The sequence below is a fragment of the Streptomyces sp. NPDC048258 genome (assembly GCF_043201995.1).
Classification (GTDB): domain Bacteria; phylum Actinomycetota; class Actinomycetes; order Streptomycetales; family Streptomycetaceae; genus Streptomyces.
In genome coordinates this window covers 185,916-209,005 of sequence record NZ_JBICZH010000013.1, presented here as the reverse complement: position 1 = coordinate 209,005, position 23,090 = coordinate 185,916, and the positions used below count along the sequence as shown (strand labels likewise).

General features: G+C 73.6%; 24 protein-coding genes. 10 read left to right on the top strand and 14 right to left on the bottom strand.

Translation table 11 applies throughout. The features are described from left to right. Window positions 1-5: 5 nt before the first annotated feature. The 3 genes from murC to ACGFYQ_RS27750 form a co-directional block, all read right to left on the bottom strand. A complete protein-coding gene (gene murC, locus ACGFYQ_RS27760; protein ID WP_393748432.1) occupies window positions 6-1,403 on the bottom strand; it encodes a UDP-N-acetylmuramate--L-alanine ligase in 1,398 nt (465 codons plus the stop codon). Between the two features lie 52 nt (window positions 1,404-1,455). After that, window positions 1,456-1,923 carry an indole-3-glycerol phosphate synthase gene (locus tag ACGFYQ_RS27755; RefSeq protein ID WP_393748430.1) on the bottom strand — a complete coding sequence of 156 codons (468 nt, stop codon included), beginning with the start codon at window positions 1,921-1,923 and terminating at the stop codon, window positions 1,456-1,458. Window positions 1,924-2,058: 135 nt separating this feature from the next. Then, a complete protein-coding gene (locus ACGFYQ_RS27750) occupies window positions 2,059-2,841 on the bottom strand; it encodes a pyrimidine reductase family protein (protein ID WP_393748428.1) in 783 nt (260 codons plus the stop codon). A gap of 36 nt (window positions 2,842-2,877) precedes the next feature. On the opposite strand from ACGFYQ_RS27750, the gene zapE reads away from it, so the two are divergent. The 3 genes from zapE (at window position 2,878) to ACGFYQ_RS27735 (ending at window position 5,965) form a co-directional block, all read left to right on the top strand. After that, on the top strand, window positions 2,878-3,987 hold the full coding sequence (gene zapE, locus ACGFYQ_RS27745; protein WP_393748426.1) for a cell division protein ZapE: 1,110 nt from the start codon (window positions 2,878-2,880) through the stop codon (window positions 3,985-3,987). 62 nt (window positions 3,988-4,049) lie between these two features. Further along, window positions 4,050-4,478, top strand: a complete 429-nt coding sequence (locus ACGFYQ_RS27740) for an OsmC family protein (RefSeq protein ID WP_393748423.1) — start codon at window positions 4,050-4,052, stop codon at window positions 4,476-4,478. A 119-nt stretch (window positions 4,479-4,597) separates the two neighbouring features. Next, window positions 4,598-5,965 carry an alkaline phosphatase PhoX gene (locus ACGFYQ_RS27735; protein WP_393748421.1) on the top strand — a complete coding sequence of 456 codons (1,368 nt, stop codon included), beginning with the start codon at window positions 4,598-4,600 and terminating at the stop codon, window positions 5,963-5,965. A 21-nt stretch (window positions 5,966-5,986) separates the two neighbouring features. On the opposite strand, the gene ACGFYQ_RS27730 is transcribed toward ACGFYQ_RS27735, so the two are convergent. The 3 genes from ACGFYQ_RS27730 to ACGFYQ_RS27720 are packed head-to-tail and all read right to left on the bottom strand — an operon-like array spanning window position 5,987 to window position 8,439. Further along, window positions 5,987-7,228, bottom strand: coding sequence for an HTTM domain-containing protein (locus ACGFYQ_RS27730; protein WP_393748419.1), 1,242 nt, complete (start codon window positions 7,226-7,228; stop codon window positions 5,987-5,989). Next, a complete protein-coding gene (locus ACGFYQ_RS27725) occupies window positions 7,225-7,869 on the bottom strand; it encodes a DUF5819 family protein (RefSeq protein WP_393748417.1) in 645 nt (214 codons plus the stop codon). Before ACGFYQ_RS27725 ends, ACGFYQ_RS27730 begins: the two co-directional genes overlap by 4 nt. 51 nt (window positions 7,870-7,920) lie before the next feature. After that, a complete protein-coding gene (locus ACGFYQ_RS27720) occupies window positions 7,921-8,439 on the bottom strand; it encodes a hypothetical protein (RefSeq protein WP_393748415.1) in 519 nt (172 codons plus the stop codon). A 213-nt stretch (window positions 8,440-8,652) separates the two neighbouring features. Between ACGFYQ_RS27720 and ACGFYQ_RS27715 the strand changes: the two genes are divergently transcribed. Continuing rightward, the gene (locus tag ACGFYQ_RS27715; protein WP_393748413.1) at window positions 8,653-9,564 is read left to right on the top strand and encodes a polysaccharide deacetylase family protein; all 912 of its coding nucleotides are present in this window, start codon (window positions 8,653-8,655) and stop codon (window positions 9,562-9,564) included. Between the two features lie 9 nt (window positions 9,565-9,573). On the opposite strand, the gene ACGFYQ_RS27710 is transcribed toward ACGFYQ_RS27715, so the two are convergent. From ACGFYQ_RS27710 to ACGFYQ_RS27695, 4 genes are read right to left on the bottom strand one after another with little or no spacing between them, the layout of a single operon-like run. After that, a complete protein-coding gene (locus tag ACGFYQ_RS27710) occupies window positions 9,574-9,765 on the bottom strand; it encodes a hypothetical protein (RefSeq protein WP_385177532.1) in 192 nt (63 codons plus the stop codon). Between the two features lie 14 nt (window positions 9,766-9,779). Next, window positions 9,780-10,418 carry an ABC transporter gene (locus ACGFYQ_RS27705; protein ID WP_393748411.1) on the bottom strand — a complete coding sequence of 213 codons (639 nt, stop codon included), beginning with the start codon at window positions 10,416-10,418 and terminating at the stop codon, window positions 9,780-9,782. After that, entirely contained in the window at window positions 10,415-11,224 is an 810-nt protein-coding gene (locus ACGFYQ_RS27700) for an ATP-binding cassette domain-containing protein (RefSeq protein WP_393748565.1), read from the bottom strand. The genes ACGFYQ_RS27705 and ACGFYQ_RS27700 overlap by 4 nt, the downstream gene beginning before the upstream one ends. After that, window positions 11,221-11,895, bottom strand: a complete 675-nt coding sequence (locus tag ACGFYQ_RS27695; RefSeq protein WP_393748409.1) for an AIM24 family protein — start codon at window positions 11,893-11,895, stop codon at window positions 11,221-11,223. The genes ACGFYQ_RS27700 and ACGFYQ_RS27695 overlap by 4 nt, the downstream gene beginning before the upstream one ends. A gap of 71 nt (window positions 11,896-11,966) precedes the next feature. Here ACGFYQ_RS27695 and ACGFYQ_RS27690 point away from each other — a divergent pair, with 71 nt between their 5' ends. The 4 genes from ACGFYQ_RS27690 to ACGFYQ_RS27675 all read left to right on the top strand — a co-directional run bounded on the left by ACGFYQ_RS27690 (window position 11,967) and on the right by ACGFYQ_RS27675 (window position 15,634). Beyond that, window positions 11,967-12,719: an aminoacyl-tRNA hydrolase gene (locus tag ACGFYQ_RS27690; RefSeq protein WP_393748407.1), complete on the top strand. Its 753-nt coding sequence runs from the start codon at window positions 11,967-11,969 to the stop codon at window positions 12,717-12,719. A 130-nt stretch (window positions 12,720-12,849) separates the two neighbouring features. Continuing rightward, a complete protein-coding gene (locus ACGFYQ_RS27685; RefSeq protein ID WP_393748405.1) occupies window positions 12,850-14,172 on the top strand; it encodes a DUF692 domain-containing protein in 1,323 nt (440 codons plus the stop codon). Next, the gene (locus ACGFYQ_RS27680; protein ID WP_393748403.1) at window positions 14,169-15,203 is read left to right on the top strand and encodes a TIGR04222 domain-containing membrane protein; all 1,035 of its coding nucleotides are present in this window, start codon (window positions 14,169-14,171) and stop codon (window positions 15,201-15,203) included. The genes ACGFYQ_RS27685 and ACGFYQ_RS27680 overlap by 4 nt, the downstream gene beginning before the upstream one ends. Before the next feature lie 119 nt (window positions 15,204-15,322). Further along, window positions 15,323-15,634: an alpha/beta hydrolase gene (locus ACGFYQ_RS27675; protein WP_393748401.1), complete on the top strand. Its 312-nt coding sequence runs from the start codon at window positions 15,323-15,325 to the stop codon at window positions 15,632-15,634. Between the two features lie 102 nt (window positions 15,635-15,736). On the opposite strand, the gene hemQ is transcribed toward ACGFYQ_RS27675, so the two are convergent. Both hemQ and hemG read right to left on the bottom strand, forming a co-directional pair. Further along, entirely contained in the window at window positions 15,737-16,450 is a 714-nt protein-coding gene (hemQ, locus tag ACGFYQ_RS27670) for a hydrogen peroxide-dependent heme synthase (protein ID WP_362390629.1), read from the bottom strand. Window positions 16,451-16,454: 4 nt separating this feature from the next. Then, a complete protein-coding gene (gene hemG, locus ACGFYQ_RS27665) occupies window positions 16,455-17,933 on the bottom strand; it encodes a protoporphyrinogen oxidase (protein ID WP_393748398.1) in 1,479 nt (492 codons plus the stop codon). 139 nt (window positions 17,934-18,072) lie between these two features. Between hemG and ACGFYQ_RS27660 the strand changes: the two genes are divergently transcribed. Together ACGFYQ_RS27660 and ACGFYQ_RS27655 are read left to right on the top strand one after the other, a co-directional pair. Next, a complete protein-coding gene (locus ACGFYQ_RS27660; RefSeq protein WP_393748396.1) occupies window positions 18,073-19,122 on the top strand; it encodes a DUF4349 domain-containing protein in 1,050 nt (349 codons plus the stop codon). A 64-nt stretch (window positions 19,123-19,186) separates the two neighbouring features. Then, window positions 19,187-20,587, top strand: a complete 1,401-nt coding sequence (locus ACGFYQ_RS27655; RefSeq protein ID WP_393748394.1) for an FAD-dependent oxidoreductase — start codon at window positions 19,187-19,189, stop codon at window positions 20,585-20,587. Window positions 20,588-20,811: 224 nt separating this feature from the next. Here the strand turns inward: ACGFYQ_RS27655 and ACGFYQ_RS27650 are convergent, their stop codons facing one another. Together ACGFYQ_RS27650 and hemE are read right to left on the bottom strand one after the other, a co-directional pair. After that, window positions 20,812-21,936 (bottom strand): NADAR family protein, encoded by a 1,125-nt coding sequence (locus ACGFYQ_RS27650; RefSeq protein WP_393748392.1) that lies wholly within the window; start codon window positions 21,934-21,936, stop codon window positions 20,812-20,814. Between the two features lie 37 nt (window positions 21,937-21,973). After that, window positions 21,974-23,038, bottom strand: coding sequence for a uroporphyrinogen decarboxylase (gene hemE / locus ACGFYQ_RS27645; protein WP_393748390.1), 1,065 nt, complete (start codon window positions 23,036-23,038; stop codon window positions 21,974-21,976). Window positions 23,039-23,090: the final 52 nt, after the last annotated feature.

Genomic DNA, 23,090 nt, shown 5'->3' with positions numbered 1-23,090 from the left:
CTCCCTCAGTTCGACAGGCGGGCGAGGATCTGAGGTCCCAGATCCGTGACGTCGCCCGCGCCCATGGTGAGAACGAGATCGCCGGGCTTGGCCATTCCCGCGATGACGTCGGCGACGGCCTCCTTGGCGTGCTCGGCGGTGACGTCGGCGCCCGCGGCACGGGCGGCGGCGATGATCAGCTCGCTCGTGACGCCGGGGATCGGGTCCTCGCGGGCCGGGTAGATGTCGAGGACCACGGAGGCGTCGGCCAGGGCGAGGGCCTGGCCCATCTCCTTGCCCAGCTCCTGGGTGCGGGAGAAGAGGTGGGGCTGGAAGACGACCAGGATCCGGGAGTCCCCGGCGGCGCCGCGGATGGCCTCCAGGTCGGCGGTCATCTCCGTGGGGTGGTGCGCGTAGGAGTCGATGACCTGGACGCCGGCGGCCTCGCCCTTGAGCTGGAGGCGGCGCTTGACCCCGGTGTACTTGCCGAGGGCGGAGGCCAGGTTGTGCGCCGGGATGCCGAGGGCGACACCGGCGGCCAGCGCCGCGACGGCGTTGTGCGCGTAGTGGCGGCCGGGCACGGAGACGGTGAAGGTGAGCATCCGGCCGTCCAGCACGACCGTGACCTCGCTGGTCAGCCCGCGCGGGGTGATCTTCGTGATCCGGACGTCGGCCTCGGGCTCCTCGCCGTACGTGACGACGTTCAGGCCCTCCCGGCCGGCGACGCGGCGGGCGATCTCGGCCGCGCCCTCCTGGCCGTGGGCGACGACGAGCGTGCCGCCGGGCACGACCTTGGAGACGAAGGTCTCGAAGGACTCGTAGATCTCCTCGATCGACGCGTAGTTCGCGTGGTGGTCGAGCTCCGCGTTGAGGATGATCGCGACCTGCGGGGTGTACTTGTGGAAGGTGCGGTCGCTCTCGTCCGCCTCCGCCACGAAGATGTCGCCCTCGCCGTGGTGGGCGTTGGAGCCGGGCGCGTCCAGGTCGCCGCCGATGGCGTACGACGGGTCCAGGCCCAGGGCCGACAGGGAGACCGCCAGCATCGAGGTGGTGGTGGTCTTGCCGTGCGTACCGGCGACGGCGATCGGGCGCAGCCCGTCCATCAGCGCGGCGAGGGCGTCGGAGCGGTGCACCACGGGGATGCCGAGCTCGGCGGCTCGCGCCAGCTCCGGGTTGTCGGCGCGGATGGCGCTGGAGACGACCACGCAGGTGGAGTCGGCGGCGAGGTTGCCGGCGGCGTGGCCCCCGTGGACCGTGGCGCCGTGGGCGCGCAGTGCCTCGGCGGTCTCGGAGTCCCCACGGGAGTCGCTGCCGGCCACCTGCGCGCCGCGCTGGGCCAGGATCTTCGCGATGCCGGACATGCCGGCGCCGCCGATGCCGATGAAGTGGGGCCGTTCCATGGCGGTCGGCAGGCCGGGCTTCATTCAGGTCGCTCCAGGATCGAGTGCGGTGCGTTGGGCTCTGGTGCGCCCAAGCCTATTCGTTGTGGGCGAAGAGCTTGAGCACCGGAACGCCGACCTTGTGGCGGGCCCGGGAAGCCCAGTCCCGGTGGAAGAACTCCTCCACGAAGTGCGGGGCGGTCAGGACGATCACCTCGTCGGCCCCGGTCTCCTCCACCACGGCCTTCAGTTTGTCCAGCGGGTGCTCCTCGATGAGCTGCCCGGTGGCGCTGGCGCCCTTCTGGCGCAGGGCGTTCAGGGAGTGCGCCAGGGCCTGCGCCGCGGGGCCGCGGGCGGCCTCGCCCTCGGGCACGTCACCCTCACGGATGGCCTCGGGGAGCTCACCGAGCGCTACGTCGTCGATGGCGCGCAGCAGTCGGTCCTGGTCGCCCCGGGGTTGCATGAGGACGACGAAGGAGACCTGGTCGTCGCCGTGCAGGGTGGTGACGAAGTCCACGTCCACCGTGGTCAGCGGCTGCTCGATCATCAATACGCTCGTGAACACGGACGCCCTCTCCTTCATGGGCCGAGGCCGGCTGGCCGGCCCCTGCGGAAACCATCCTGCCCCGCTCTCGCACGGGGCCTGCGCAGGTATATGTGCCCAGCGAAAGCTAAGCGGAACGACAAATTCCGCCCCTTGTCAGATCCGACGGTAGCTCGTGAAGAGGAACCCGGCCTCCTCCAGTACGCACGCGGGCGCGAGCCGGTGCGGAACCGTGACGGAGGGGCCTCCGGCGATCCGCTGGGCATCCCCCGCCGTGAGCATCGGGGAGATCGTCAGGCACAGCTCGTCCAGCGCGTCGGCGGCCACGAACTGGCCCAGCAGCCGGGGCCCGCCCTCGGTGAGCTGGCGGCGCAGCCCCCGCCCGGCGAGCTCCCGTACCGCGCGGGCCGGGTCCACCGCCGCCCCGTCGCCCGCCACCACGACCTCGGCGCCCGCCGCGCGGGCCGCGGCCACCCGGTCCGCGGGTGCGGCGGCCCCGGTGACCACCAGGGTCGGCACGAGCGGGGAGGTGAACAGGGGCAGGGTGAAGTCCAGGTCCAGGCTCGCGGTGACCACCGCGATGGCCGGGGCGGGGCCCTGTCCGGCGGCCGCGCGGCGGTCGGCGAAGGCCTCCCGGGCCCGAGCCGGGCGGTAGCCCTCCTGGCGAACCGTTTCCGCGCCGACGACCACCACATCGGCCAGCCCCCGCAGGGTGCCGAAGATCCGCATGTCGGTCTCGCCGGAGATGGGCTGCGAGCGGCCGTCGTGCTGGGCCGCGCCGTCCAGGGTGGAGACCATGTTCGCCCGCAGCCAGTGGGCACCCTCGCCGAGAGCGGGGTACGCGTACGCCTCCGCGAGCTCGTCCAGCGACCACTCCCGGTCGGCCGGGGCCTGGGACGAGGCTGGTGTCTGATCGGTCACAGGGAACAGGCGTCGCATCGGTGCAGTGTGCCACGCCCCGTAGAGTTAAGTGCTGTGTCAACATCACTCTCCACCTCCGGTGCCACGTCCGGTCGGCCCCCGATAGCCGACGCGGGACCCCAGGCCCTGTGCGCCCGCGAGCCGCGGGTGCCCGCCGAACGGCTGGTGGCCGAGATGGTGCCGCCGCCGCGGTTCGACTCGGTGCGCTTCGACACGTACAACCCGGACCCCACCCAGCCGAGCCAGGCCGAGGCCGTCACCGTGCTCAGCGGCTTCGCGGCCGGTCTGGGCGGCGCGCACGCCACCGGCGCGGGCAGGCGGCGCTGGTTCGCCAGGGACCGCAAGAGCACGGCCCCCACCGCCCCGCGCGGGGTCTACCTCGACGGCGGCTACGGCGTCGGCAAGACCCACCTGCTCGCCTCCCTGTGGCACGCCACCCCGGCCGAGCCCGCGCTCAAGGCCTTCGGCACCTTCGTGGAGCTGACCAACCTGGTCGGCGCGCTCGGCTTCCAGCAGACCGTGCAGACCCTGGGCGGGCACCGGCTGCTGTGCATCGACGAGTTCGAACTGGACGACCCGGGCGACACCGTCCTGGTGTCCTCGCTGCTCAGCCGTCTGGTCGAGCAGGGCGTGGCGCTGGCCGCCACCTCCAACACGCTGCCCGGCAAGCTCGGCGAGGGCCGCTTCGCCGCCGCCGACTTCCTGCGGGAGATCCAGGGGCTGTCGGCGCACTTCCGGCCGCTGCGGATCGACGGCCAGGACTACCGCCACCGCGGCCTGCCGGAGGCTCCGGCGCCGTTCTCCGACGAGCAGGTCGCCAAGGCCGCGTACGCGACCGAGGGCGCGAGCCTGGACGACTTCCCCGGCCTGCTGGAACACCTGGCCCGGGTCCACCCGAGCCGCTACGGCGCGCTGACCGACGGGATATCCGCGGTCTGCCTGACCGACGTCGGCCCGGTGCCGGACCAGTCGACGGCCCTGCGGCTGGTGGTACTGGCCGACCGCCTGTACGACCGCGAGGTCCCCGTCCTGGCCTCCGGAGTCCCCTTCGACCAGCTCTTCAGTGACGAGATGCTGAACGGCGGCTACCGCAAGAAGTACTTCCGCGCCATCTCGCGGCTCACCGCGCTGGCACGCGACGCGAAGCCCCTGGTCTCCCAGTAGGTTTGGGAACGCCGGGCCGTTCCGGGGGCCCGGCTGTTTCCACTTCTGCGAAGGGATCCACCATGGCCGCCACACGCACCGCACACGCCGTCTGGGAAGGCGACCTGCTCCAGGGCAAGGGCGTCGTCACCCTCGACTCGTCCGGCCTCGGCAGCTACCCCGTCTCCTGGCCCGCGCGCACCGACGAGGCGGCGAACGGGCGGACCAGCCCGGAAGAGCTGATCGCCGCCGCCCACTCCAGCTGCTACAACATGGCCTTCTCGAACATCCTGGCGAAGGCCGGCAACCCGCCGGCCAAGCTGACCACGTCGGCCGCGGTCACCTTCGTACCCGGCCAGGGCATCACCGGCATCCACCTGACCACCGAGGGCGAGGTCCCGGGCCTGGACAGCGACGCCTTCACGGCCGCCGCCGAGGACGCGAAGAAGAACTGCCCGGTCAGCCAGGCCCTGACGGGCACGACGATCACCCTGAGCGCCAAGCTCGTCTGAACCCCGCGGCTCCGGCGGGGCGTGCCCCCGCCGGAGCCCGCCGCGTGGTACCACGGGCCGGGGGGCACCCCCGGCGGTGGCTGGGGGAACTTGTCCGGTTCCGCCACGGGGAGTTGCCGATGTCCGTGACCCGACGCAGCCTGCTCGCCGCGGGCGGGATCGCCTTCAGCGGGGCGCTCGGCGCCCTCTTCACCGGACGGGCCGGCGCCGCCCGGCCGACCCGGGGATACGGGCCGCTCCTGCCCGATCCGCGCGGGCTGCTCGATCTGCCCGCGGGGTTCACGTACCGGGTGCTCTCCCGCGCGGGCGACCCGCTGCGCTCCGGCGAGGGCGCCGTCCCGGCCAACTGCGACGGCATGGCCGCCTTCGGCGCCGGCGGCGGCCGCGTGCGGCTGGTCCGCAACCACGAGAACCGCACCACGGCCGCCTTGCGCGTCCCCGCCGTCGACGGGCTCACCTACGACCCCCACGCCCTCGGCGGCTGCACGGCCCTGGAGCTCGACGCGGCGGGCGCGGTCATCGGTGAGCGGGTCGCCCTCGCCGGTACCGCCGTCAACTGCGCGGGCGGCCGGACCCCTTGGAACACCTGGCTGAGCTGCGAGGAGACCGAGGACCGCGCGGGCACCTCCGGCTACACCAAGGACCACGGCTACGTCTTCGAGGTGGACCCCGCGGACCCCCGCCGCCGCGGCCCGGTCCCGCTCACCGCGATGGGCCGCTTCGCGCACGAGGCGGTCGCCGTGGACCCGTACCGCGGGGTCGTCTACGAGACCGAGGACGCCTTCGTCGAGCCCTTCGGGCTGTTCTACCGCTTCCTGCCCGCCCGCCCCCTCGGCGGACCCGGCTCGCTGTGGGCCGGCGGCGCCCTGGAGGCCCTGCGCGTGCCGGGGCTGGCGGACCTGTCGGTGGTGGACGAGCCCGGGGCCGAGTTCCCGGTGGAGTGGGTCCCCGTACCGGATCCCTCGGCGGCCGGGACCCCGATCCGGTTCCAGGACTTCGGGCAGGGCGGGATCACCCACGCGCAGAAGCTGGAGGGCTGCTACTGGGGCGCCGCCGCCCGGCGGCCCGGCGTCCATTTCGTCTCCAGCTACGCCCGCACCCGCGAGGGCGCGGGCGCCGACCACCACGGGCAGGCGTGGTTCTACGACCCGACGCGCGCCCGGCTCCGGCTGGACGTGCTCTTCGGTCCGGCCGCCGACGTCCGGCTGCCCGGGGACTCCCCCGACAACATCTGCCTGGCCCCGGACGGCGGGCTGATGGTGTGCGAGGACGGCGGCGGGGAGCAGTACGTGTTCGGCGTGACGGTCGGCGGCGAGGTCTATCCGGTGGCCCGCAACGCCCAGGACATCGGGCGGCCGGGCGCCCCGGAGTGGGGAGAGTTCGCCGGGGTCACCTTCTCCCCCGACGGGCGGACGATGTACGTCAACGCCTACGCCCCGGGAACCACCTTCGCGGTGACGGGCCCCTGGCGCCTGTCGGCGGGGTGACTTCCGCTCGTTCCCGGGCGGTCATTTCCGGGCGGCCACCGCGCTCCGGACGCGCGCGTCCAGGGCGAGCAACAGGGCGGTCGGCAGGAAGAGCGCGTCACAGACGATCATGGCCAGGGATAGGAACGGGAGCCCGAGGGCCACGGCGATCCCCGCATGCTCGGCCATCATCACGGCGAGCAGGACGTTCTTGATCCTGCGGTTGGCCAGCGTGAAGGGGAACGCCACCTGGATGACGACCGTGGCGTACGCCATGACCACGAGCGGGACCATACCGGAAGCCAGCAGCTCGGACAGCCACGGCCAGGGCCGGAAGTGGTCCAGGTGCAGGGCGTAGTACAGGGCGCTGCCCTCCTGCCAGCGCGAGCCCTGGATCTTGTACCAGCCGGCGGTGGCGTAGATGAAGCAGACCTGCAGGGCCAGCACGGCCATCGCGCAGTTGTGCAGCATGCCGGTCAGGCGGTCCAGTACCGCGCGGGCCTCGTGCCGCGGGAACCACAGCTCGGCCGCGTGGCGGAGTCCGTGGGCGGCCCACAGAGTCCACAGCACCGCGCTCCAGCCCCACTGGGGGAATCCGAACAGGACTCCGAGGAGCGCGCCCGCCCCCTGCCACAGGCGCAGTCCGGACCGGTCCCGCGCATCGGCCTCCGGTCGGCGGCGCCGTCGGCGGGCGTCCAGTGACCAGACCTCGGCACAGCGGAGGAAGACCAGGTAGATCGCCATGATCCGCAGGACGTTGTCGCCGCCGTCGCCGAGGAAGGGGGAACGGAAGTCCAGGGACAGCACGCCCACCATGAAGAACACGGACGTGCCGCGGGTGCGCCAGCCCACCATCAGCAGGAGGGCGGCGGCCAGGGTGCCGTGGTAGACGGTCTCGAACCACCACCGGCCGGTCCACCAGGTCAGCACGCTGAAGGCATGATCCTCGCCGATCACCCGTACGGCCATGTCCAGCGACCAGGGGTTGAGGTCGCCGAACAGGATCCGGCGGTGCGGCCATTCGCGTACGAGGAAACCGGCGAAGACGAAGGCGAAGCCGATGCGGACGATCGCCGCCTGGTGGGGGAACCGGGTCCGGCCGCTGGACTCGACGAACGCGGTCAGCCGCTCGGGGACGGACCGCCGGGGGACGGGTTTCTCCTCGGCGGGGGTGACCGGTGGGGCCTCGGGGCGGGCGGGCGCCGGGACACCGGGCGCGTCCGGCGCCGGGGCGGGCGCCGGGATGAGCGGGATCATGTCGGCCGGATTGCGGTCGAGGGTCACAGGTCCTCCCCGTCCTTCATCGCGACCGGCCACCAGGGCAGCGTCAGTTCGCGGGGGGTGGTATCAAGGGGACTGACGTGCCAATCGGGCGGCTCCACCACCGTCACCCGTGTCCGGAGCTGGACCTCGACGGGCCGCTCGCCGCCCGCGGCGGGACCGAGACGCTGGAGCACGATTCGCTTGAGGTACTGCTCGGACAGGCCCGCACGCCCGTCCGAGGCTTCGCCGTCATCTCCATGGGTGACCGTGTAGAAGTCCCAGGCCCGGCGCAGCAGGTTCTGGTGCAGGTGGCTGGGGACCGGAGTACCGCGGATGGCCTCGACGTCCTGCGCGGTCAGGTCGGTCCACCGCCCGACACCGCCGCCGTCACCCGGGCCGGTCCTCACCCGTGCGGAAATCGCCACGTTCTCCTGCACCGGATTGGGGGCGAAGAGCTTCCAGTCCTGGCCGAACTCCGGGCGGGCATGGCCTTCGATCTCCTCCGCGTACTCCCGTGAGATGCCGTTGGGGGGTGCGAGGGAGAGGAACAGCGCCGCGCCGTGCCACAGCGCGGCTCCGGCCAGGATCGCGGCGCCCGTGACGAGCGCCGCGAGGGCCGGTGTGGACCAGACCCGGGGAGGGTGTTCCTGAGTGCCCGTCATGGCTGTCCGCTCCTGATTCCGCCGGGCCTGATCACGAGTCCGACCGCGGCGTCAGCGGCCGAGACCGCCGAGCAGCTTTCCGCCACCGAGAACGCCGAGCAAGCCGCCGGAGGACCCGGAGGAGCCGGAGGAGGAGGCACCGGAGCTACCCGACGAGCCGGAGGTACCGGAGGTACCCGATGAACCGGAGGTACCCGAGGAGCCGGAGGAGGAGGCACCGGAGCTACCCGACGAGCCGGAGGAACCGGAGGAACCGGAGGTACCCGAGGAACCGGAGGTACCCGAGGAGCCGGAGGCACCCGAGGAGCCGGAGCTGCCGTCGTTGTCGTCGCCGTCGCCGAGGATCAGCCTGCGGATGTTCAGGTCGACCCGTGGCCGGAACTCGTTGGTCTGGTTGCAGAACCCGTTCAGTACCGAGCCGCAGCTGCGATCGAGCTCGTGCGTCTGGGAGTTGTTGATGAAGTCGCCGTTGTGAGTCGAGTCGCGCTGGTCCGCCACGGCGACCTGGCCGAATGCCGAAGCACCGGCAATCGCCACCACGACCAGCAACGTCTTCAGAACACGCTTCATCGCGCCACCTTTCCTCGCGTTTGACGGCGACCGCACCGGTTGCCGCAGCCGCCCCAACGAAAGGATCCGGCCGAGGTCACGGCGGCAGGCACCCGCAATGGGCCAAGCCAGTGACAAAGGGGCCGCAGCGGCCCCAGTCCGGGAACGACCGCCCGCCCGCTTGACCGCCTGTCGCTAAGACCCTCTTATCGGATAGTCATATATTTTGCGTACGTGACCTTTTCCGTACGCAATGTGGCGGCCGTAGCCGTCCTCAGTGCCGCCCTCGCGGGTTGTGGGGGCGGCGCCGGTACCCCGGACGCCGGCCGTGCCGCCCGCATGGGCACCCCGGCGGCGACCCCCTCCGCCCCCGCCTCCGCCGCACCGCCCGCGGCCGGCTCCGCCCCGTCCTCGTCCTCCGCCCCGCAGGCCGGCGCGCCCGCCAAGGCCCCGACCATGGCACCCGGCCCGGGCGGCCTGACCCCGGTCTTCGAACGGGCGAAGCAGGGCACCGACAAGACCGTGGCGCTGACCTTCGACGCCGACATGACCGCCGATCAGGGGCCGCGCGCCGCGGACGGGGAGCACTTCGACAACCCCCAGCTGATCGCGGCCCTGCGCACCCTCCGGGTGCCGTCGACGATCTTCATGACGGGCCGCTGGGCCGAGGAGTACCCGGACCAGGCGAAGTCCATCGGCACGGACGCGAACTTCGAGATCGCGAACCACTCGTACAGCCACTACGCCTTCACGTCCCCGTGCTACGGGCTGCCCGCGCTCGACGGCGCCGCCGCCCGCGCCGACGTGGACCGGGCCTTCGCCGCCTTCCACAAGGCGGGGGCGGTCAACACCGTCCCCTACTTCCGCTTCCCCGGCGGGTGCTACGACGACCAGGCACTGCGGGCCCTGTCCACGGCCAAGGTCACGGCCGTCCAGTGGGACGTGGTCAGCGGGGACGCCTTCGCGAAGGACCCGGACGCGGTGGCCGAGCAGGTGCTCGCGGGAGTGAAGCCCGGCTCGGTGGTGGTCATGCACTGCACGCGCAGCGCGGCGCCGGTCACCGAGGAGGCGATCCGCAAGATCGTCCCCGAGCTGCGCAAGCGCGGCTACCGCTTCGTGAAGGTCTCCGAGCTGATCGGAAAGTAGCCGCCGGATTCAGCCGGAGCAGGCCGTGCGCTGCGCGTCCTGCCACTCGCACACCGGGCAGAGCACCACCCCGGGGGTCGCGACCCCGTACTCGGTGGGCTTGCCGCACTCCAGGCAGTCGGCGTACGGCGGCCCCGCCACCCGCCCGGCCGGGGCGGCGGGAGCGGGGCAGTACGACGCGGTCTCGTCCGGCTGGTCCATGCGTACGAGCGTACTCAGCCCCGCCGCGCGCTGACGAGGCAGGCCGCGGCGCCCGCCGCGCAGGCCAGCGCCAGGGCCCCGGCGAGGGCGCCGACCGGGAGCCGCGCCGAGCCCGTGACCAGCCCGGTCACCGCCACGCGGGCGGGGGAGCCCGCGATGACCAGGGCCAGCAGGCTGCCCAGTCCCGCCGCCGGGACCGCGTACCCGGGGGCCGTCAGCAGCGGCCGGCTGCACAGCGCGCCCACGGCCGCACCGGCCAGCGCGCACACCAGCAGGCCCCCGGCCCCCGCCAGGGCCGCCTCGGCCGCGCCCGCCCCGGTCCGGCGACCGAGCAGCAGCACCGCGCCGCCGGCCGCTCCCCCGGTGATCAGCGCGGCGCCCAGCCCGGTGAGCAGGGCCGCCGCGTGCACCCGTACGGGACCGCGGGCGGCGGCGGTGCAGTCGCGGGCCGCGTCGGGTTCGTTGGTCACGCAGACGCGGACCAGCCAGGCCGTCAGCGGGACCAGACCGGCCGCCGCGAAGCCGAGGGAGTCCAGCACCGGATCGCCCGGCCGGATCCCGACGGCCACGAAGGCCGCGTAGACGACCAGGGGCGCGAGCCACCGCTGGGAGCGCAGCAGCAGGGCGCCCTGGTAGCGGAGCAGGGCGGTCACGTCAGTTCCTCCACGGCGCGGATGTGCCAGGGCGGCCGGGCGGTGAGCAGTTCCCGCAGGACCGCGTCGGACCGGGCGGCGTCCACGGTCAGCAGCACGCCGCCGCCGGGGGCGGGCGCGGTGGCCAGGCCCGCGGGCGGCTCGCTGCCGGGCGGGCCTGCCGCGTGGATGCGTACGGCGGGCCCCCGCGTCCCCGACGCCGGCAGCAGGGCGGCTCCTTCGACCCGGTAGCGGGCGGCGGCCGCGTCCGCGAGCCGCCGCGGGTCGTGGTCGACGAAGACCACCGTGCCTCCGGCGGCGGTGCGTTCGGCGACGGCGCGGTCCAGTTCGGCGCGGGCGGGCGCGTCCAGCCCGGTCCAAGCCTCGTCGAGGACGAGCAGCCCCGGTTCGGCGAGCAGGGCCTGGGCGACGGCCACCTTCTGGCTGGTGCCCTTGGACAGTTCGGCCAGCGGGGTGCGGGCGTATCCGGCGGCGCCGAACCGCTCCAGCCAGGCGTCCGCCCGGCGGGCCGCCTCGGCGCGCGCGAGTCCGTGCACCCGGCCCAGGTGGGTCAGGTAGGCCGCGGCGGTGAGCGGCAGCGCCGCCGGGAAGCGCTCGGGGACGTAGGCCGTGCGGCGCGGGCGGCCGCCGACGCGTCCCTCGGTCGGGGTGTCGATCCCGGCGACGAGCCGCAGCAGGGTGGACTTGCCGCCGCCGTTGCCGCCCTCGATCCGGACCAGGGCGCCGGGCGGCAGGTCCAGCGAGATCCCGCGCAGCACCCAGGGCCGGCGCGGTCCGTAGCGCCGGCCCACACCGGTCAGTTTCAGTGCGCCGCCGCCGTCTCGGTGAGCTCGCTCGGGCGGACGATGACGAAGCCCTCGCCGCGCAGCATGAGCTGGACGGCCTCGCCGGAGCCGCCGCGGATCATCGAGCCCACGGACTGGGAGCGGTGCAGTCCGGTCTCCAGCTGGGCGCTCCAGCCGACCACCGCGTCCGTGTCCACGTAGACCGGGGTCTGGGCGGTCACCGGGATGATGATCGGGTTGCCGTCGCAGACCACGGCGAGCTTGCCGGTGCCGGTGAAGACGCTGTTGAAGAGGCCGCCGCCGGTCATTCCGGCGCCCTTCAGCATCTTGATCTCGTAGGACAGGGTCGGGTCGAAGCAGAGCACGTTGCGGCCGTTGACGGTCAGCGCGTCGCCCGGCTCGAAGTCGATGACGAAGCAGTTGCCGGCCTGGTGGGCGAACCAGGCCTCGCCCTGGCCGCGTACGGACATCAGCGCCAGCCCCTCGCCCGTGACGGCGCGCTTGAGCATGCCGCCTATGCCCTGTCCCTTGCGCTCGAACTGGAGGTTGCCGCGGAAGGCGACCATCGAGCCCTGACGGGCCAGCATTTCACCGTTGACGTTGTATTTCACGGACTTGGCGTTCTGCAGGCTCATGCCAGGGGTGACGGCCGCCTGGGCCAGGTTCTCGGACGCGAAAAGATCACTCTTCATGGCCCCGATCCTCGCCCGGAGCGCCCACCCGGGGCATCATCCTGAAGGCGGAGCCTGGCATCCTTGGCGGGATGAGCAGCCAGCACACCGACGACACCACCGGCGTACCCGCGGTCGGGGCGGACAGCCCCTTCCGGCAGGAACACGTCCTGCGCGACGAGGCCCCGCAGTTCGTCCTGCCGCTGGTGGTGCGGATCGAGAAGACCGAGCCGCCCGCCCGGACGGACGCCCTGGAAACGGCGGCCCGCGCGGTGCTGGTCCTGCTGACCGACGAGCGGTCCCGGGGCGAGGGCGAGTGGGCCGAGGCGGTCCGTGACTGGCAGGACGCGCGGATCCGCAAGGTGGTCCGGCGGGCGCGCGGGGCGGAGTGGCGCAAGGCGCAGACCCTGCCGGGCGTCACGGTGCACGGTGACACCTCGGAGGTCCGGGTCTTCCCGCCGGTGCCCCTGGACGGCTGGCCCAAGGAGCTCGCCAAGCTCCAGGTGTCGGGCACCGACCTGGACGACCCGGAGCCGGTCGCCGCGGCCACCGGCCCGGACCTGCCCGTGCTGTGGCTCAACCCCGATCTCGACATGTCGGCGGGCAAGGCGATGGCCCAGGCCGGGCACGCGGCGCAGTTGGCGTGGTGGGAGCTGACGGACGCGGAACGGGCCGCCTGGCAGGACTCCGGTTTCGCACTGGCCGTACGGACGGCCCCGCGCGAGCGGTGGGCGCAGCTGAGCGCCAGTGGCCTCCCGGTCGTCCGCGACGCCGGTTTCACTGAGATCGCCCCCGGCAGCGCGACGGTCATCGCCGACCACCCGGCCCTGCGGGCCCGCCTCTGACGGCCTCCCCCGGTCCGGCGGAACCTCAAATGTTGCTCTGAACGTCGCTCTTCGCGGTTGGCCCGACTCCGCCGGGGCCATCACATCGGCACACGGCGCGATGAGATGCGCCGAGAGGGGGGCGAGGGACATGAAGCCCATGGCACACCTGGGGGTGGGCATCGGCTGGCGGCCGGAGATCGCGGATGCCGTCGAGCGGTTGCCCGGCCTGGACTGGGTCGAGGTGGTGGCCGAGAACATCTGCCCGGGCCACCTGCCCGAGGCTCTGCTGAGGCTGCGCGAGCGGGGCACGCGCGTCGTGCCGCACGGGGTCTCGCTGGGCCTCGGCGGCGCCGACCGGCCCGACCCGGCGAAGCTGGCGGCGCTCGGGGAGCGGGCGGTGGCGCTGGGGGCGCCTCTGGTCACCGAGCACATCGCCTTCGTCCGTACCTCCTCGCCCGTGCTGGAGGCCGGTCACCTGCTTCCGGTGCCGCGCACGCGCGACGCGCTGGACGTGCTGTGCGAGAACGTGCGCATCGCGCAGGACGCGCTGCCCGTGCCGCTCGCGCTGGAGAACATCGCCGCGCTGATCTCCTGGCCGGGCGAGGAGCTGACGGAGGGGCAGTTCCTGACGGAGCTGGTCGAGCGGACCGGTGTCCGGATGCTCATCGACGTGGCCAACCTGCACACCAACCGGGTCAACCGGGGCGAGGACCCGGCCGCCGTGCTGGACGCGATCCCGCTGGAGGCGCTGGCGTACGTGCACGTGGCGGGCGGGGTCGAACGGGGCGGTGTCTGGCACGACACGCACGCGCACCCGGTGCCGCCGGTGGTCCTCGACGTGCTCGCCGAGCTCCGCTCCCGGGTGGACCCGCCGGGCGTCCTCCTGGAGCGGGACGACGACTTCCCGCCGGAGCCGGAGCTGGCGGGCGAGCTGGCCGCGATCCGCGCGGTGCTGACGGCGGGCGCGGCTCCGGCACTCAGCGCACCCGCCGCTCCCGCCTCATCGGCCGCACCCGAACCGCCTGTCGCCGCACCGGATCCCCGCCCCGCCGGGGCCGACGAGGCCGCGCGGACCCGCGTAGGGCTCGGGCAGGCCGCGCTGTTGTCGGCGCTGGTGGCCGGAACCCCCGTACCCGAGGGGTTCGACCGGCAGCGGATCCGGGTGCAAGCCCGGGCGCTGGCCGCCAAGCGGGCCGACGTGGTGGCCAGGCTGGCTCCGGAGCTGCCCGCGATCCTGGGCGGCGAGGAGCCGTACCGTACGGCCTTCCTCGCCTATGCCAAGGGCCGTCCCATGACGGCCGGATACCGCCGGGACGCGCTGGACTTCGCCGAGCACCTGCTGATCCAGGACCTGCCGGCCGACCCGGCCGCCCGGCGCCGGCTCACCGCGTGGTGGCGGGACCGGGCCGGGGCGCGGCCGCCCCGCCGGATCGCGCGCTGGGCCCGGGCCCTCGTGGGGAGGGCGGCATGAACCTCCTCGCCCTCGTCATCTGGATCGCCGTCGCCGCCTCCAGCGGCCTGCTGATCCGCGGCCTGCGCCGGGCCCGGCCCCGGCCGGCCGGAACGGCGCCGGTCCTCCACGACCTGTCCGAGGCCGCGTTCGTGGCGGGCGGCCCCGGCAACGTCGTGGACACGGCCCTCGTCTCGATGCTCGGGGACGGCCGCCTGATGATGGGCGGCCCGGGCATCGTCCACGTACGCCCCGGGGCGCGGGCCGACGACCCCGCCGAGCGTGCCGTCCTGCAGGCCCATCACGGTGCGCCGTCGGGCTGGCTCTACCAGCTGCGCTACGCCGCCATGATCGACCCGGCCGTCCAGGAGACCGGGGACGCGCTGGCCGCCCGCGGGCTGCTCGCGCCGCCCGGGTGGGGACGCACCTGGCGGCGCTGGGGCATGGTCCAGGCCACGGTGTGCGGACTCCTCGTGCCGGTGTCGCTGCCGCTCACGTTCGTCGCGTTCGTCATGGACGACAGCCCGCAGGTGCCGTTCATCGCCAAGGTGCTGCCCGCTCTGCTGGGCGGAATCCTCGTGGGCGGGATCTGCGCCGCGCGGGCCAGGCAGCGGATCACCCCGGCCGCGCACCGGGCGCTGCGCGACATCCGTGCCCACTACGTGAACGACCGGACTCCGCACGTGCAGACCGCGCTGTTCGGCCTGCGGGGCCTGCGGGACCCGTACCTGCGCGGGCAGCTGGTGCCCGCCGCGCGCGGCACCCGGCTGGCCGCGGCCCAGTCGGGATCCCGTCCGCACGGCTCGGGCTCCTCGTACGTGTCCTCCGCCGAGATCCTGCCGGTGCTCTGGTGCGCCGGAAGCGACGGCGGCGGGGGCGGAGGGGGCGGTTGTGGCTCCGGCTCGGGATCGGGCTGCGGGACTTCGGGCAGCAGTTGCGGAGGCAGCGGCTCCAGCTGTTCCGGCGGCGGTTCCAGTTGCTCCGGCGGCAGCAGTTCGAGTTGCAGCAGTTCGTCCGGCTCCAGCTGTTCCAGCAGCTCCAGCAGCTCCTGATACGGCAACCGGGGGTGGATCCCACGGCAACGGTGCCCTTGAGGCCGACACCGGGCCGGTGATCCTTTACATCCGCGCGTCCCGTTGATCGTCTTGTCGGACGATACGAAGGGACCGCCATGCGGACGACGCTCACACGCCCCGGAGCCGCCGCGGCGGAACGGGACGGGGCGACCCCGTACCCGGGCGCGCCGGCACTCCAGCGGCGGCTCGGCGTCGAGGCCGCGCTGGTGACGGAGAAAGGGGCCGGCAGCCACGGAGTGGCCGGCGGACGCGATGACTGCGTGGACCGTCACGTGGAGCGGTATCTGCTGACAGGTGACACCGCGGGATGGCGTGTCACGTGTGCGCCGCATCCGGAGCCCGCACCGGTGTCGCTGGACGACCGGGCAGCGAGCGCCCACAGGGCGCTGCTGCCGCCAGTCGTCTGAACTTCCGGGCGGGATCTCCGGCTGCGTCGTTTCGGGGGCAGGGCCTCCCGATCCGCCGGAGGGAGTAGTCAGTCCCTCCGGCCCTTCCCCCCAGGGGAGGTATCAGGCGAGCCCGGCCACCAGATCGGCGACGGACTTGCGGCGTCCGGTGTAGAAGGGCACCTCTTCACGGACGTGCATACGGGCCTCGGAGGCGCGCAGGTGACGCATGAGGTCGACGATGCGGTAGAGCTCGTCGGCCTCGAAGGCCAGCAGCCACTCGTAGTCGCCCAGGGAGAACGAGGCGACGGTGTTGGCGCGCACGTCCGGGAACCCGCGGGCCATCTTGCCGTGGTCGGCGAGCATGCGGCGACGGTCCTCGTCGGGCAGCAGGTACCAGTCGTAACTGCGCACGAACGGGTACACGCTGACGTAGTCGCGAGCGGTCTCGTCGGCCAGGAAGGCCGGGATGTGCGACTTGTTGAACTCGGCCGGGCGGTGCAGGGCCATGTTCGACCAGACCGGCTCCAGCGCGCGGCCCAGCTTGGTGCGGCGGAACAGGTTGTACGCGGTCTGCAGCTCGTCCGCGGTCTCCGCGTGCCACCAGATCATGATGTCCGCGTCGGCGCGCAGGCCGGAGACGTCATAGGTGCCGCGGACGGTGATGTCCTTGGCTGCCAGCTGGTCGAACAGCTCCTGGACCTCGTCGGCGAAACCGGCGCGGTCCTCGGGCAGGACGTCCTTCAGCTTGAAGACGGACCACAGGGTGTAGCGGATGACCTCGTTGAGGTCCTTCGCCTTCTTCCCCGCGTTGGGAATCTTCTCTGGTGCAGTCATGTGCCTATTGTCCCGTGCGCTGATCAGTGGTCTGTGCCAGGGGTACCGAACGCGTGCCGAACGTGGCCATCACCACGTCGGCGGCCTTGCCGGCACTGGCGATGCACGCCGGGACGCCCACCCCGTCGTAGAGCGCGCCGCACACCGCGAGGCCGGGCAGGGCCGCGACGGCGTCGCGGATCCTGGCCACCCGGGCGAGGTGGCCGACCGGGTACTGGGGCAGCCCGCCGTCCCAGCGGGTGACCGTGGAGGCCACCGGCCGGGCCGCGAGGCCCACGGCGTCGCCGAGGTCGGTGAGCGAGACCTCGACGAGCTCGCCGTCCTCGCGTTCCAGATCCTGCTCGTCGGCGAACCGGCCCACGGAGGTGCGCAGCAGGAAGAGCTCGGGATCGGCCCCGGCCCAGGCCCACTTGTTGCTGGAGAAGGTGGAGGCCTTGATGGTCCGGCCGTCGACGGGCGGTACGAGGAACCCGCTCGCGCCGCCCCCGGTGACGGAGGCCGGCAGGTCGGAGCGCCGGAAGGCCATCGTGACCAGGGCCATGGACGCGTACTCGACCCCGCGCAGCTCGGCCGCGGCGGCCGGGGCGAGCCCGTCCAGCAGCCGGGCGGCGGGTCCGGCGGGGGTGGCCACGATCACCCCGTCGGCCTCGATGACCTCGGCGTCGGCCACGACCCGCCAGCCTTCAGCCGTACGGACGACCTCGCGCACGGGGGTACCGGTGGCGATCCGGGCTCCGGCCGCTCGGCAGACCTCGGCCACGGCGAGCGGGAGCCGTCCGATGCCGCCGTCGATGCCGGCGAAGACCGGACCGGCGGGCTGGGGCTGTGCCTCCGCCCGGCGCTGCAGTTCCCGTACGCCGTCGCCCAGCAGCGCGTGCGTCCGGGCGGCCTCGAAGAGCTGGGGCACGGCGGCCCGCATCGAGATGCGGTAGGCGTTGCCGGCGTAGACCCCGCCGAGCAGCGGCTCCACCAGCCGGTCGACCACCTCGCGGCCCAGCCGGGCGGCGACGTACTCGCCGACGGCGACGTCCTCGCCGATCTCGGCGGGCGGCAGCGTGCGCTCGGCCTCGATGCGGGCCAGGCCCTCGGCGGAGAGCACCCCGGAGGCGGCGAGCGGCGCCAGGTCGCCGGGGACCCCCATGACGTGCCCGCGCGGCATGGGCCGCAGCGCGCCCCGGGTCCACAGGTGGGCGGTGGCGGTGGCGGGCGGCTGCAGGGCGTCGCCGAGGCCCACGGCCCGCGCGAGGGCCACGGCTTCGGGGCGGCGGGCGAGCAGGGACTCGGCGCCGAGGTCGACGGGGGCCCCGGCGAGCTCACCGGCGTACAGCTTGCCGCCGAGCCGCGGCCCGGCCTCCAGCAGCGTGACGCGCACGCCCTCGGAGAGCAGCCGGTGGGCCGCCGCGAGGCCCGCGATACCGCCGCCGATGACCACGACGTGCCGGGTCCGGCCGGGGCGATCCGTACGCATGTCCGCTTCGTGCATGGACACATCGTCTCAGACCGATCACCGAGGCCGGACCGTGACCGCATCGGGACCAGCCCGGGACCGCAGAGGTGAAACCCGCGACGGGACTCTGGACGTCGAACCGGCAACACCAGCCGAACCTCGGGGGTTTGACACGATGCGCACTCCGCACAGACAGCGCTCCGCGGCGGCTCTGGCCGCCCTGTCCCTGGCCGGGGCCCTCGCGCTCACGGGCTGCGGCGCCGACGGGAGCCGGGACAGCGCGAGCGACAAGGCGGTGGTCGCGCCCGCCCAGGGCGGCAAGGCCCCGGAGGGCGCGCGGGGAGCGGCGGCTCCCCCTGCGTCGGCGGCCGGCTCGGCGCCCGGCGCGACCGACAAGAACGGGCAGCAGCCGACCGTGGTCCGCCCCAACGTCATCCGTACGGCGACCCTCGGCATCGAGACGGCGGACGCCCAGAAGACCCTCGCGGCGGCCCGCTCGGCGGCCGACGGCGCGGGCGGCTATGTCGGCAACGAGTCGACCAAACGCGGCGGGGACGGCCGGATGACCTCCACGCTGACCCTCCGCGTGCCGGGCGAGCGCTACGACGCGGTGCTCAGCGCCATGGAGGGCAGCGGCAAGCTCCTGCACCGCAAGGTCGATGCGCAGGACGTCACGGAGAAGGTCGCCGACATCGGCAGCCGGGTCGCCTCCCAGCAGGCCAGCGTGGCCCGGGTGCGGGAGATGATGGGCAAGGCCTCGGCGCTGAGCGAGGTGGTGATGCTGGAGAGTGAGCTGAGCCGGCGCCAGTCCGACCTGGAGTCGCTGCTCGCGCAGCAGACGGCGCTGAAGGACCAGACCTCGATGGGGACGATCACGCTGGAGGTCTCGGAGCCGGCCCCGCCGCGGGCGGAGAAGGAGAAGGAGAAGGAACCCGGCTTCGGCGACGCCCTGAGCGGCAGCTGGAAGGTGTTCTCCACGCTCGTGCGGTACCTGGTGCTCGCCGCGGCCGCCGTGCTGCCGTTCGCGCTGACGGCGGGCCTGGTGGCGCTCGGGTACCGGGGGTACCGCACGCTGCGCCCGGCGAAGCCGAAGGCGAGGACGGGGCCCGCCTCGATGCGGCTGCCTCGCCAGGCCCCGGCGGCCGCCCCGCCCGCCCCGACTGCCCCGCCCGCCCCGGCCGCCCCGGCCGCCCCGGCACGGAGCGAGGCCGAAGCAGAGGACTGAGCGCGTGCGCGCCCGTAGCGTGTCCCCGTAGACGGGACGACGGCGGCGGAGGACGGTGCGGGCGATGGCGACGGAACGACTCGTGGTGGTCGGCGGTGACGCGGCGGGCATGTCCGCCGCGTCACAGGCCAGGCGGCTCAAGGGCCCGGCGGAGCTGGAGATCGTCGCCTTCGAGCGCGGACACTTCACCTCGTACTCCGCGTGCGGGATCCCGTACTGGATCGGCGGCCAGGTCGCCGAGCGGGACGACCTCATCGCCCGCACCCCCGAGGAGCACCGGGCCCGGCACATCGACCTGCGCACCCGCACCGAGGTACTGGAACTGGATCTCGCGGGCGGCCGGGTCCGAGCCCGCGATCTGGACAGCGGGTCCGAATCCTGGACGGACTACGACAAGCTCGTCCTGGCGACGGGCGCCCGCCCGGTCCGCCCCCGCCTCCCCGGCATCGGCGCGCACGGGGTCCACGGCATCCAGACCCTGGACGACGGCCAACGTCTGATGACCACGTTGGACCGCGCGGAGGGACCGGAACGCGCGGAGGGCCGCCGGGCTGTCGTGGTCGGCGCGGGCTACATCGGCGTCGAGATGGCGGAGGCCCTGGTCGGGCGGGGGTACGAGGTCACCGTCCTGCACCGCGGCGAGCAGCCGATGGCCACGCTGGACCCGGACATGGGCGGCCTGGTGCACAGCGCGATGAACGGCATGGGGATCCGTACGGTCTCCCGCGCCGAGGTCACGAAGATCCTCACCGACGAGGAGGGCCGGGCCCGCGCGGTGGCCACGGCGGCGGGGGACGAGTACCCGGCGGACGTGGTCGTGCTCGGCATCGGCGTGGAGCCGCGCACGGCCCTCGCGCGCGCCGCCGGTCTCCCGCTCGGCCCGTCGGGCGGCATCCTCACGGACCTCTCGATGCGGGTCCGCGGCCACGACAACATCTGGTCGGGCGGCGACTGCGTGGAGGTCCTGGACCTGGTCGCGGGCCGTACCCGGCACATCCCGCTGGGCACGCACGCCAACAAACACGGCCAGGTCATCGGCTCGGGCGTGGGCGGCGGCTACGCGACCTTCCCCGGCGTGGTCGGCACGGCGGTCAGCAAGGTCTGCGACCTGGAGATCGCCCGTACGGGGCTGCGCGAGCGGGACGCGCTGGAGGCGGGCCTGCGCTTCGTCACGGCCACGATCACCTCCACCAACACCGCGGGCTACTACCCGGGCGCGGCGGAGATGACGGTGAAGATGCTGGCGGAACGCCGCACGGGCCGCCTCCTCGGGGTCCAGATCGTCGGGGGCGCGGGCTCCGCGAAGCGGGTGGACGTCGCGGCGGTCGCCCTCACGGCGGGCATGACGGTGGACCAGATGGTCTCCCTGGACCTGGGCTACGCCCCGCCGTTCTCCCCGGTCTGGGACCCGGTCCTGGTCGCCGCCCGCAAGGCCGTGGCGGCGGTCCGCTCGGCGGGGGTCTAGGGAGTGTCGTCAAAGTGGCGTCGGCCGCCCGAAGGGCGGGGCTGGTGGGGTCTGGTGCGTGCGATCGCAAGGCGGAGGAGGGAATCGACGCGGTGGGGGCACCTCCCAGCGGTAGCTGGGGGACGTCGGTGACCGACGACAACGCGGCTGGGGGTCCCCCCGGACGGAGTCTGGGGGAGTGCGTGCCAGACCCCACCAGCCAGACGGGACTTTGACGACACGACCTAGCCGGCTTCCGCCAACTCCGAGCGGATCAGCTCCAGCAGACGGCCCATCCAGTTCCGGCCGCCGCCGGGGCCCTCGTCGCGCCAGAAGGGGGACTCGAAGACGCCCGAGTATCCGATGCCCGCCTCCCCCGTGGCGAGAAGGAGTTCGGCGAGCGGCGGGTGCTGGGCGAACTTGGCCCGCAGCAGCCCGGCCATGACGGCGAGCCGCACGGCGGGCCAGTCCGCCCGACGGGCCGCCTTCCGGCCTGCCTCCCGTGCCTCGTGTGCGGTGGCCGCGGCGCGGATCAGGTCGTGGTCGGCGCGGTCGGCGGCGGAGAGCGCCCAGTACCCGTGGATCACGGTCGAGTAGGTCTCGCCCCGGTACGCGAAGGGGGCGTCGTAGTCGTTGCGCAGGGCGAAGTCGCCGAGCTCGGCGGGCCAACCCCGGGGATACGTCGTCTCGCGGAGGACGACCGGGGGCCGCGGGGCGTCGGTGGGATCGTCCGCGTACGCGACGCGCTCGCGCTCCAGGGCACGCTCGGCGCTCTCGTCCCCGTCGGCGAAGTAGTCGAGGGCGTCCTGGTGCATCTGCGCCGTCACCACGGGACCGTCCCCGTCCACGGGGTCCCCGACCTCGGTCAGCAGGATCCGCAGCGGCCGGTCCTGGCGCTCCATGTCGCCGAGGACGAAGACGCGCAGGTGGGCGGGGACCTTGAGGTACGCCTCCCGGAGCGCGGCCCGCCGGTCCCGAGTCGGCTCTGCCCGGTAGGCCCGGACGGCGTCCCAGCAGCAGTCTGCCGTCGTCGGCCGCCCCGCCAGCCGGGCGATCTCGTCGGCGACCTCCAGGAGGAAGCTCTCCGGGGTCCGCCGCTCGGGGTAGCGGGCCTGCCACTTCGACGCGGGGAGGGGCCACTCCCCCGCACCCGGACGGTCGAGCGCGAGCTTCCCGGACGCCAGCCACCTCTCCAGCCCGGCCAGGTCGATCGCGTCGAACCGTCCGACGGTGATCGCGCCGTCCGCGTAGATGAAGAGGTGCTCGGGGTAGTGCTCACCCCGCCGGTCGCCCTCGCGCCACACGAGGCACCAGGCCCCGTCGATCGACTCTCCGTCGGATATGCGAAACGTCGGCCCGTGCCATGTCATGCACGGCACAGTACCGACGTTTCGATCTTGCTTCGGCTCAGCGGGCCGTCTTGGTGTGGACGTAGTCCACCAGGCGGGTCAGGGCGTCCGGGTCCGTCGTCGGGAGGACACCGTGGCCGAGGTTGAAGATGTGGCCCTCCAGGCCGGCCGCGGCGGAGAGGACCTCGTCCGTCTTGGCCTCGACGGCCTCCGGGGTGGAGAAGAGCACCGCCGGGTCCAGGTTGCCCTGGAGCGCCTTGCCCGGGCCCACCCGGCGGACGGCCTCGTCCAGCGGGATCCGCCAGTCGACGCCCACGACGTCCGCTCCGGCCTCGCCCATCAGGCCCAGCAGCTCGCCGGTGCCCACGCCGAAGTGGATGCGCGGGACCCCGTAGGAGGCCACGGACTCGAAGACCTTCGTCGAGGCCGGCATCACCGAGCGGCGGTAGTCCGCCGGGGCAAGCGCGCCGACCCAGGAGTCGAAGAGCTGGACGGCGGAGACGCCGGCCTCGATCTGGACCTTCAGGAAGGCGGAGGTGATCTCCGCGAGGCGGTCCAGCAGATCCGCCCACAGCTTCGGGTCCCCGTACATCAGGGCCTTGGTGTGCTCGTGGTTCTTCGAGGGACCGCCCTCGACCAGGTAGCTCGCGAGAGTGAAAGGCGCGCCCGCGAAACCGATCAACGGCGTGGAGCCCAGTTCACCCGTGAGCATGCCGATCGCCTCGGTGACGTACGAGACGTCCTCAGGGGTGAGGTCGCGCAGCTGTGCGAGGTCCTCGCGGCGGCGGATGGGCTGGGCCACGACCGGGCCGATGCCCGGCTTGATGTCCAGGTCGACGCCGATCGCCTTCAGCGGCACCACGATGTCGGAGAAGAAGATCGCCGCGTCCACGTTGTGGCGGCGCACCGGCTGGAGCGTGATCTCGGTGACCAGGTCGGGCCGCATGCACGACTCCAGCATCTGGGTCCCCTCGCGCACCTTTCGGTACTCGGGGAGCGAGCGCCCGGCCTGCCGCATGAACCACACCGGGGTGTGCGGCACCGGCTCCCGCCGGCACGCCTTCAGGAAGGCGGAATCGTACGTCTGACTCGGCTGGCCCGTGGGGCGGTCGTTGGCGCTCACGACCCAAATCTTCGCACGTATGAAGAAGTGCCCGGCCCGGCGCGGGTGTCCC

Coding starts and splice junctions, on each gene's coding strand:
- ACGFYQ_RS27720 (WP_393748415.1), bottom strand. CDS start 8,439: ATGAAGCGTGTTCTGAAGACGTTGCTGGTCGTGGTGGCGATTGCCGGT.
- ACGFYQ_RS27660 (WP_393748396.1), top strand. CDS start 18,073: ATGCGCACTCCGCACAGACAGCGCTCCGCGGCGGCTCTGGCCGCCCTG.
- ACGFYQ_RS27725 (WP_393748417.1), bottom strand. CDS start 7,869: ATGACGGGCACTCAGGAACACCCTCCCCGGGTCTGGTCCACACCGGCC.
- ACGFYQ_RS27750 (WP_393748428.1), bottom strand. CDS start 2,841: ATGCGACGCCTGTTCCCTGTGACCGATCAGACACCAGCCTCGTCCCAG.
- ACGFYQ_RS27675 (WP_393748401.1), top strand. CDS start 15,323: ATGCGGACGACGCTCACACGCCCCGGAGCCGCCGCGGCGGAACGGGAC.
- ACGFYQ_RS27685 (WP_393748405.1), top strand. CDS start 12,850: ATGAAGCCCATGGCACACCTGGGGGTGGGCATCGGCTGGCGGCCGGAG.
- ACGFYQ_RS27695 (WP_393748409.1), bottom strand. CDS start 11,895: ATGAAGAGTGATCTTTTCGCGTCCGAGAACCTGGCCCAGGCGGCCGTC.
- ACGFYQ_RS27655 (WP_393748394.1), top strand. CDS start 19,187: ATGGCGACGGAACGACTCGTGGTGGTCGGCGGTGACGCGGCGGGCATG.
- hemG (WP_393748398.1), bottom strand. CDS start 17,933: ATGCACGAAGCGGACATGCGTACGGATCGCCCCGGCCGGACCCGGCAC.
- ACGFYQ_RS27735 (WP_393748421.1), top strand. CDS start 4,598: ATGTCCGTGACCCGACGCAGCCTGCTCGCCGCGGGCGGGATCGCCTTC.
- murC (WP_393748432.1), bottom strand. CDS start 1,403: ATGAAGCCCGGCCTGCCGACCGCCATGGAACGGCCCCACTTCATCGGC.
- ACGFYQ_RS27680 (WP_393748403.1), top strand. CDS start 14,169: ATGAACCTCCTCGCCCTCGTCATCTGGATCGCCGTCGCCGCCTCCAGC.
- ACGFYQ_RS27740 (WP_393748423.1), top strand. CDS start 4,050: ATGGCCGCCACACGCACCGCACACGCCGTCTGGGAAGGCGACCTGCTC.
- ACGFYQ_RS27710 (WP_385177532.1), bottom strand. CDS start 9,765: ATGGACCAGCCGGACGAGACCGCGTCGTACTGCCCCGCTCCCGCCGCC.
- ACGFYQ_RS27650 (WP_393748392.1), bottom strand. CDS start 21,936: ATGACATGGCACGGGCCGACGTTTCGCATATCCGACGGAGAGTCGATC.
- hemQ (WP_362390629.1), bottom strand. CDS start 16,450: ATGACTGCACCAGAGAAGATTCCCAACGCGGGGAAGAAGGCGAAGGAC.
- ACGFYQ_RS27690 (WP_393748407.1), top strand. CDS start 11,967: ATGAGCAGCCAGCACACCGACGACACCACCGGCGTACCCGCGGTCGGG.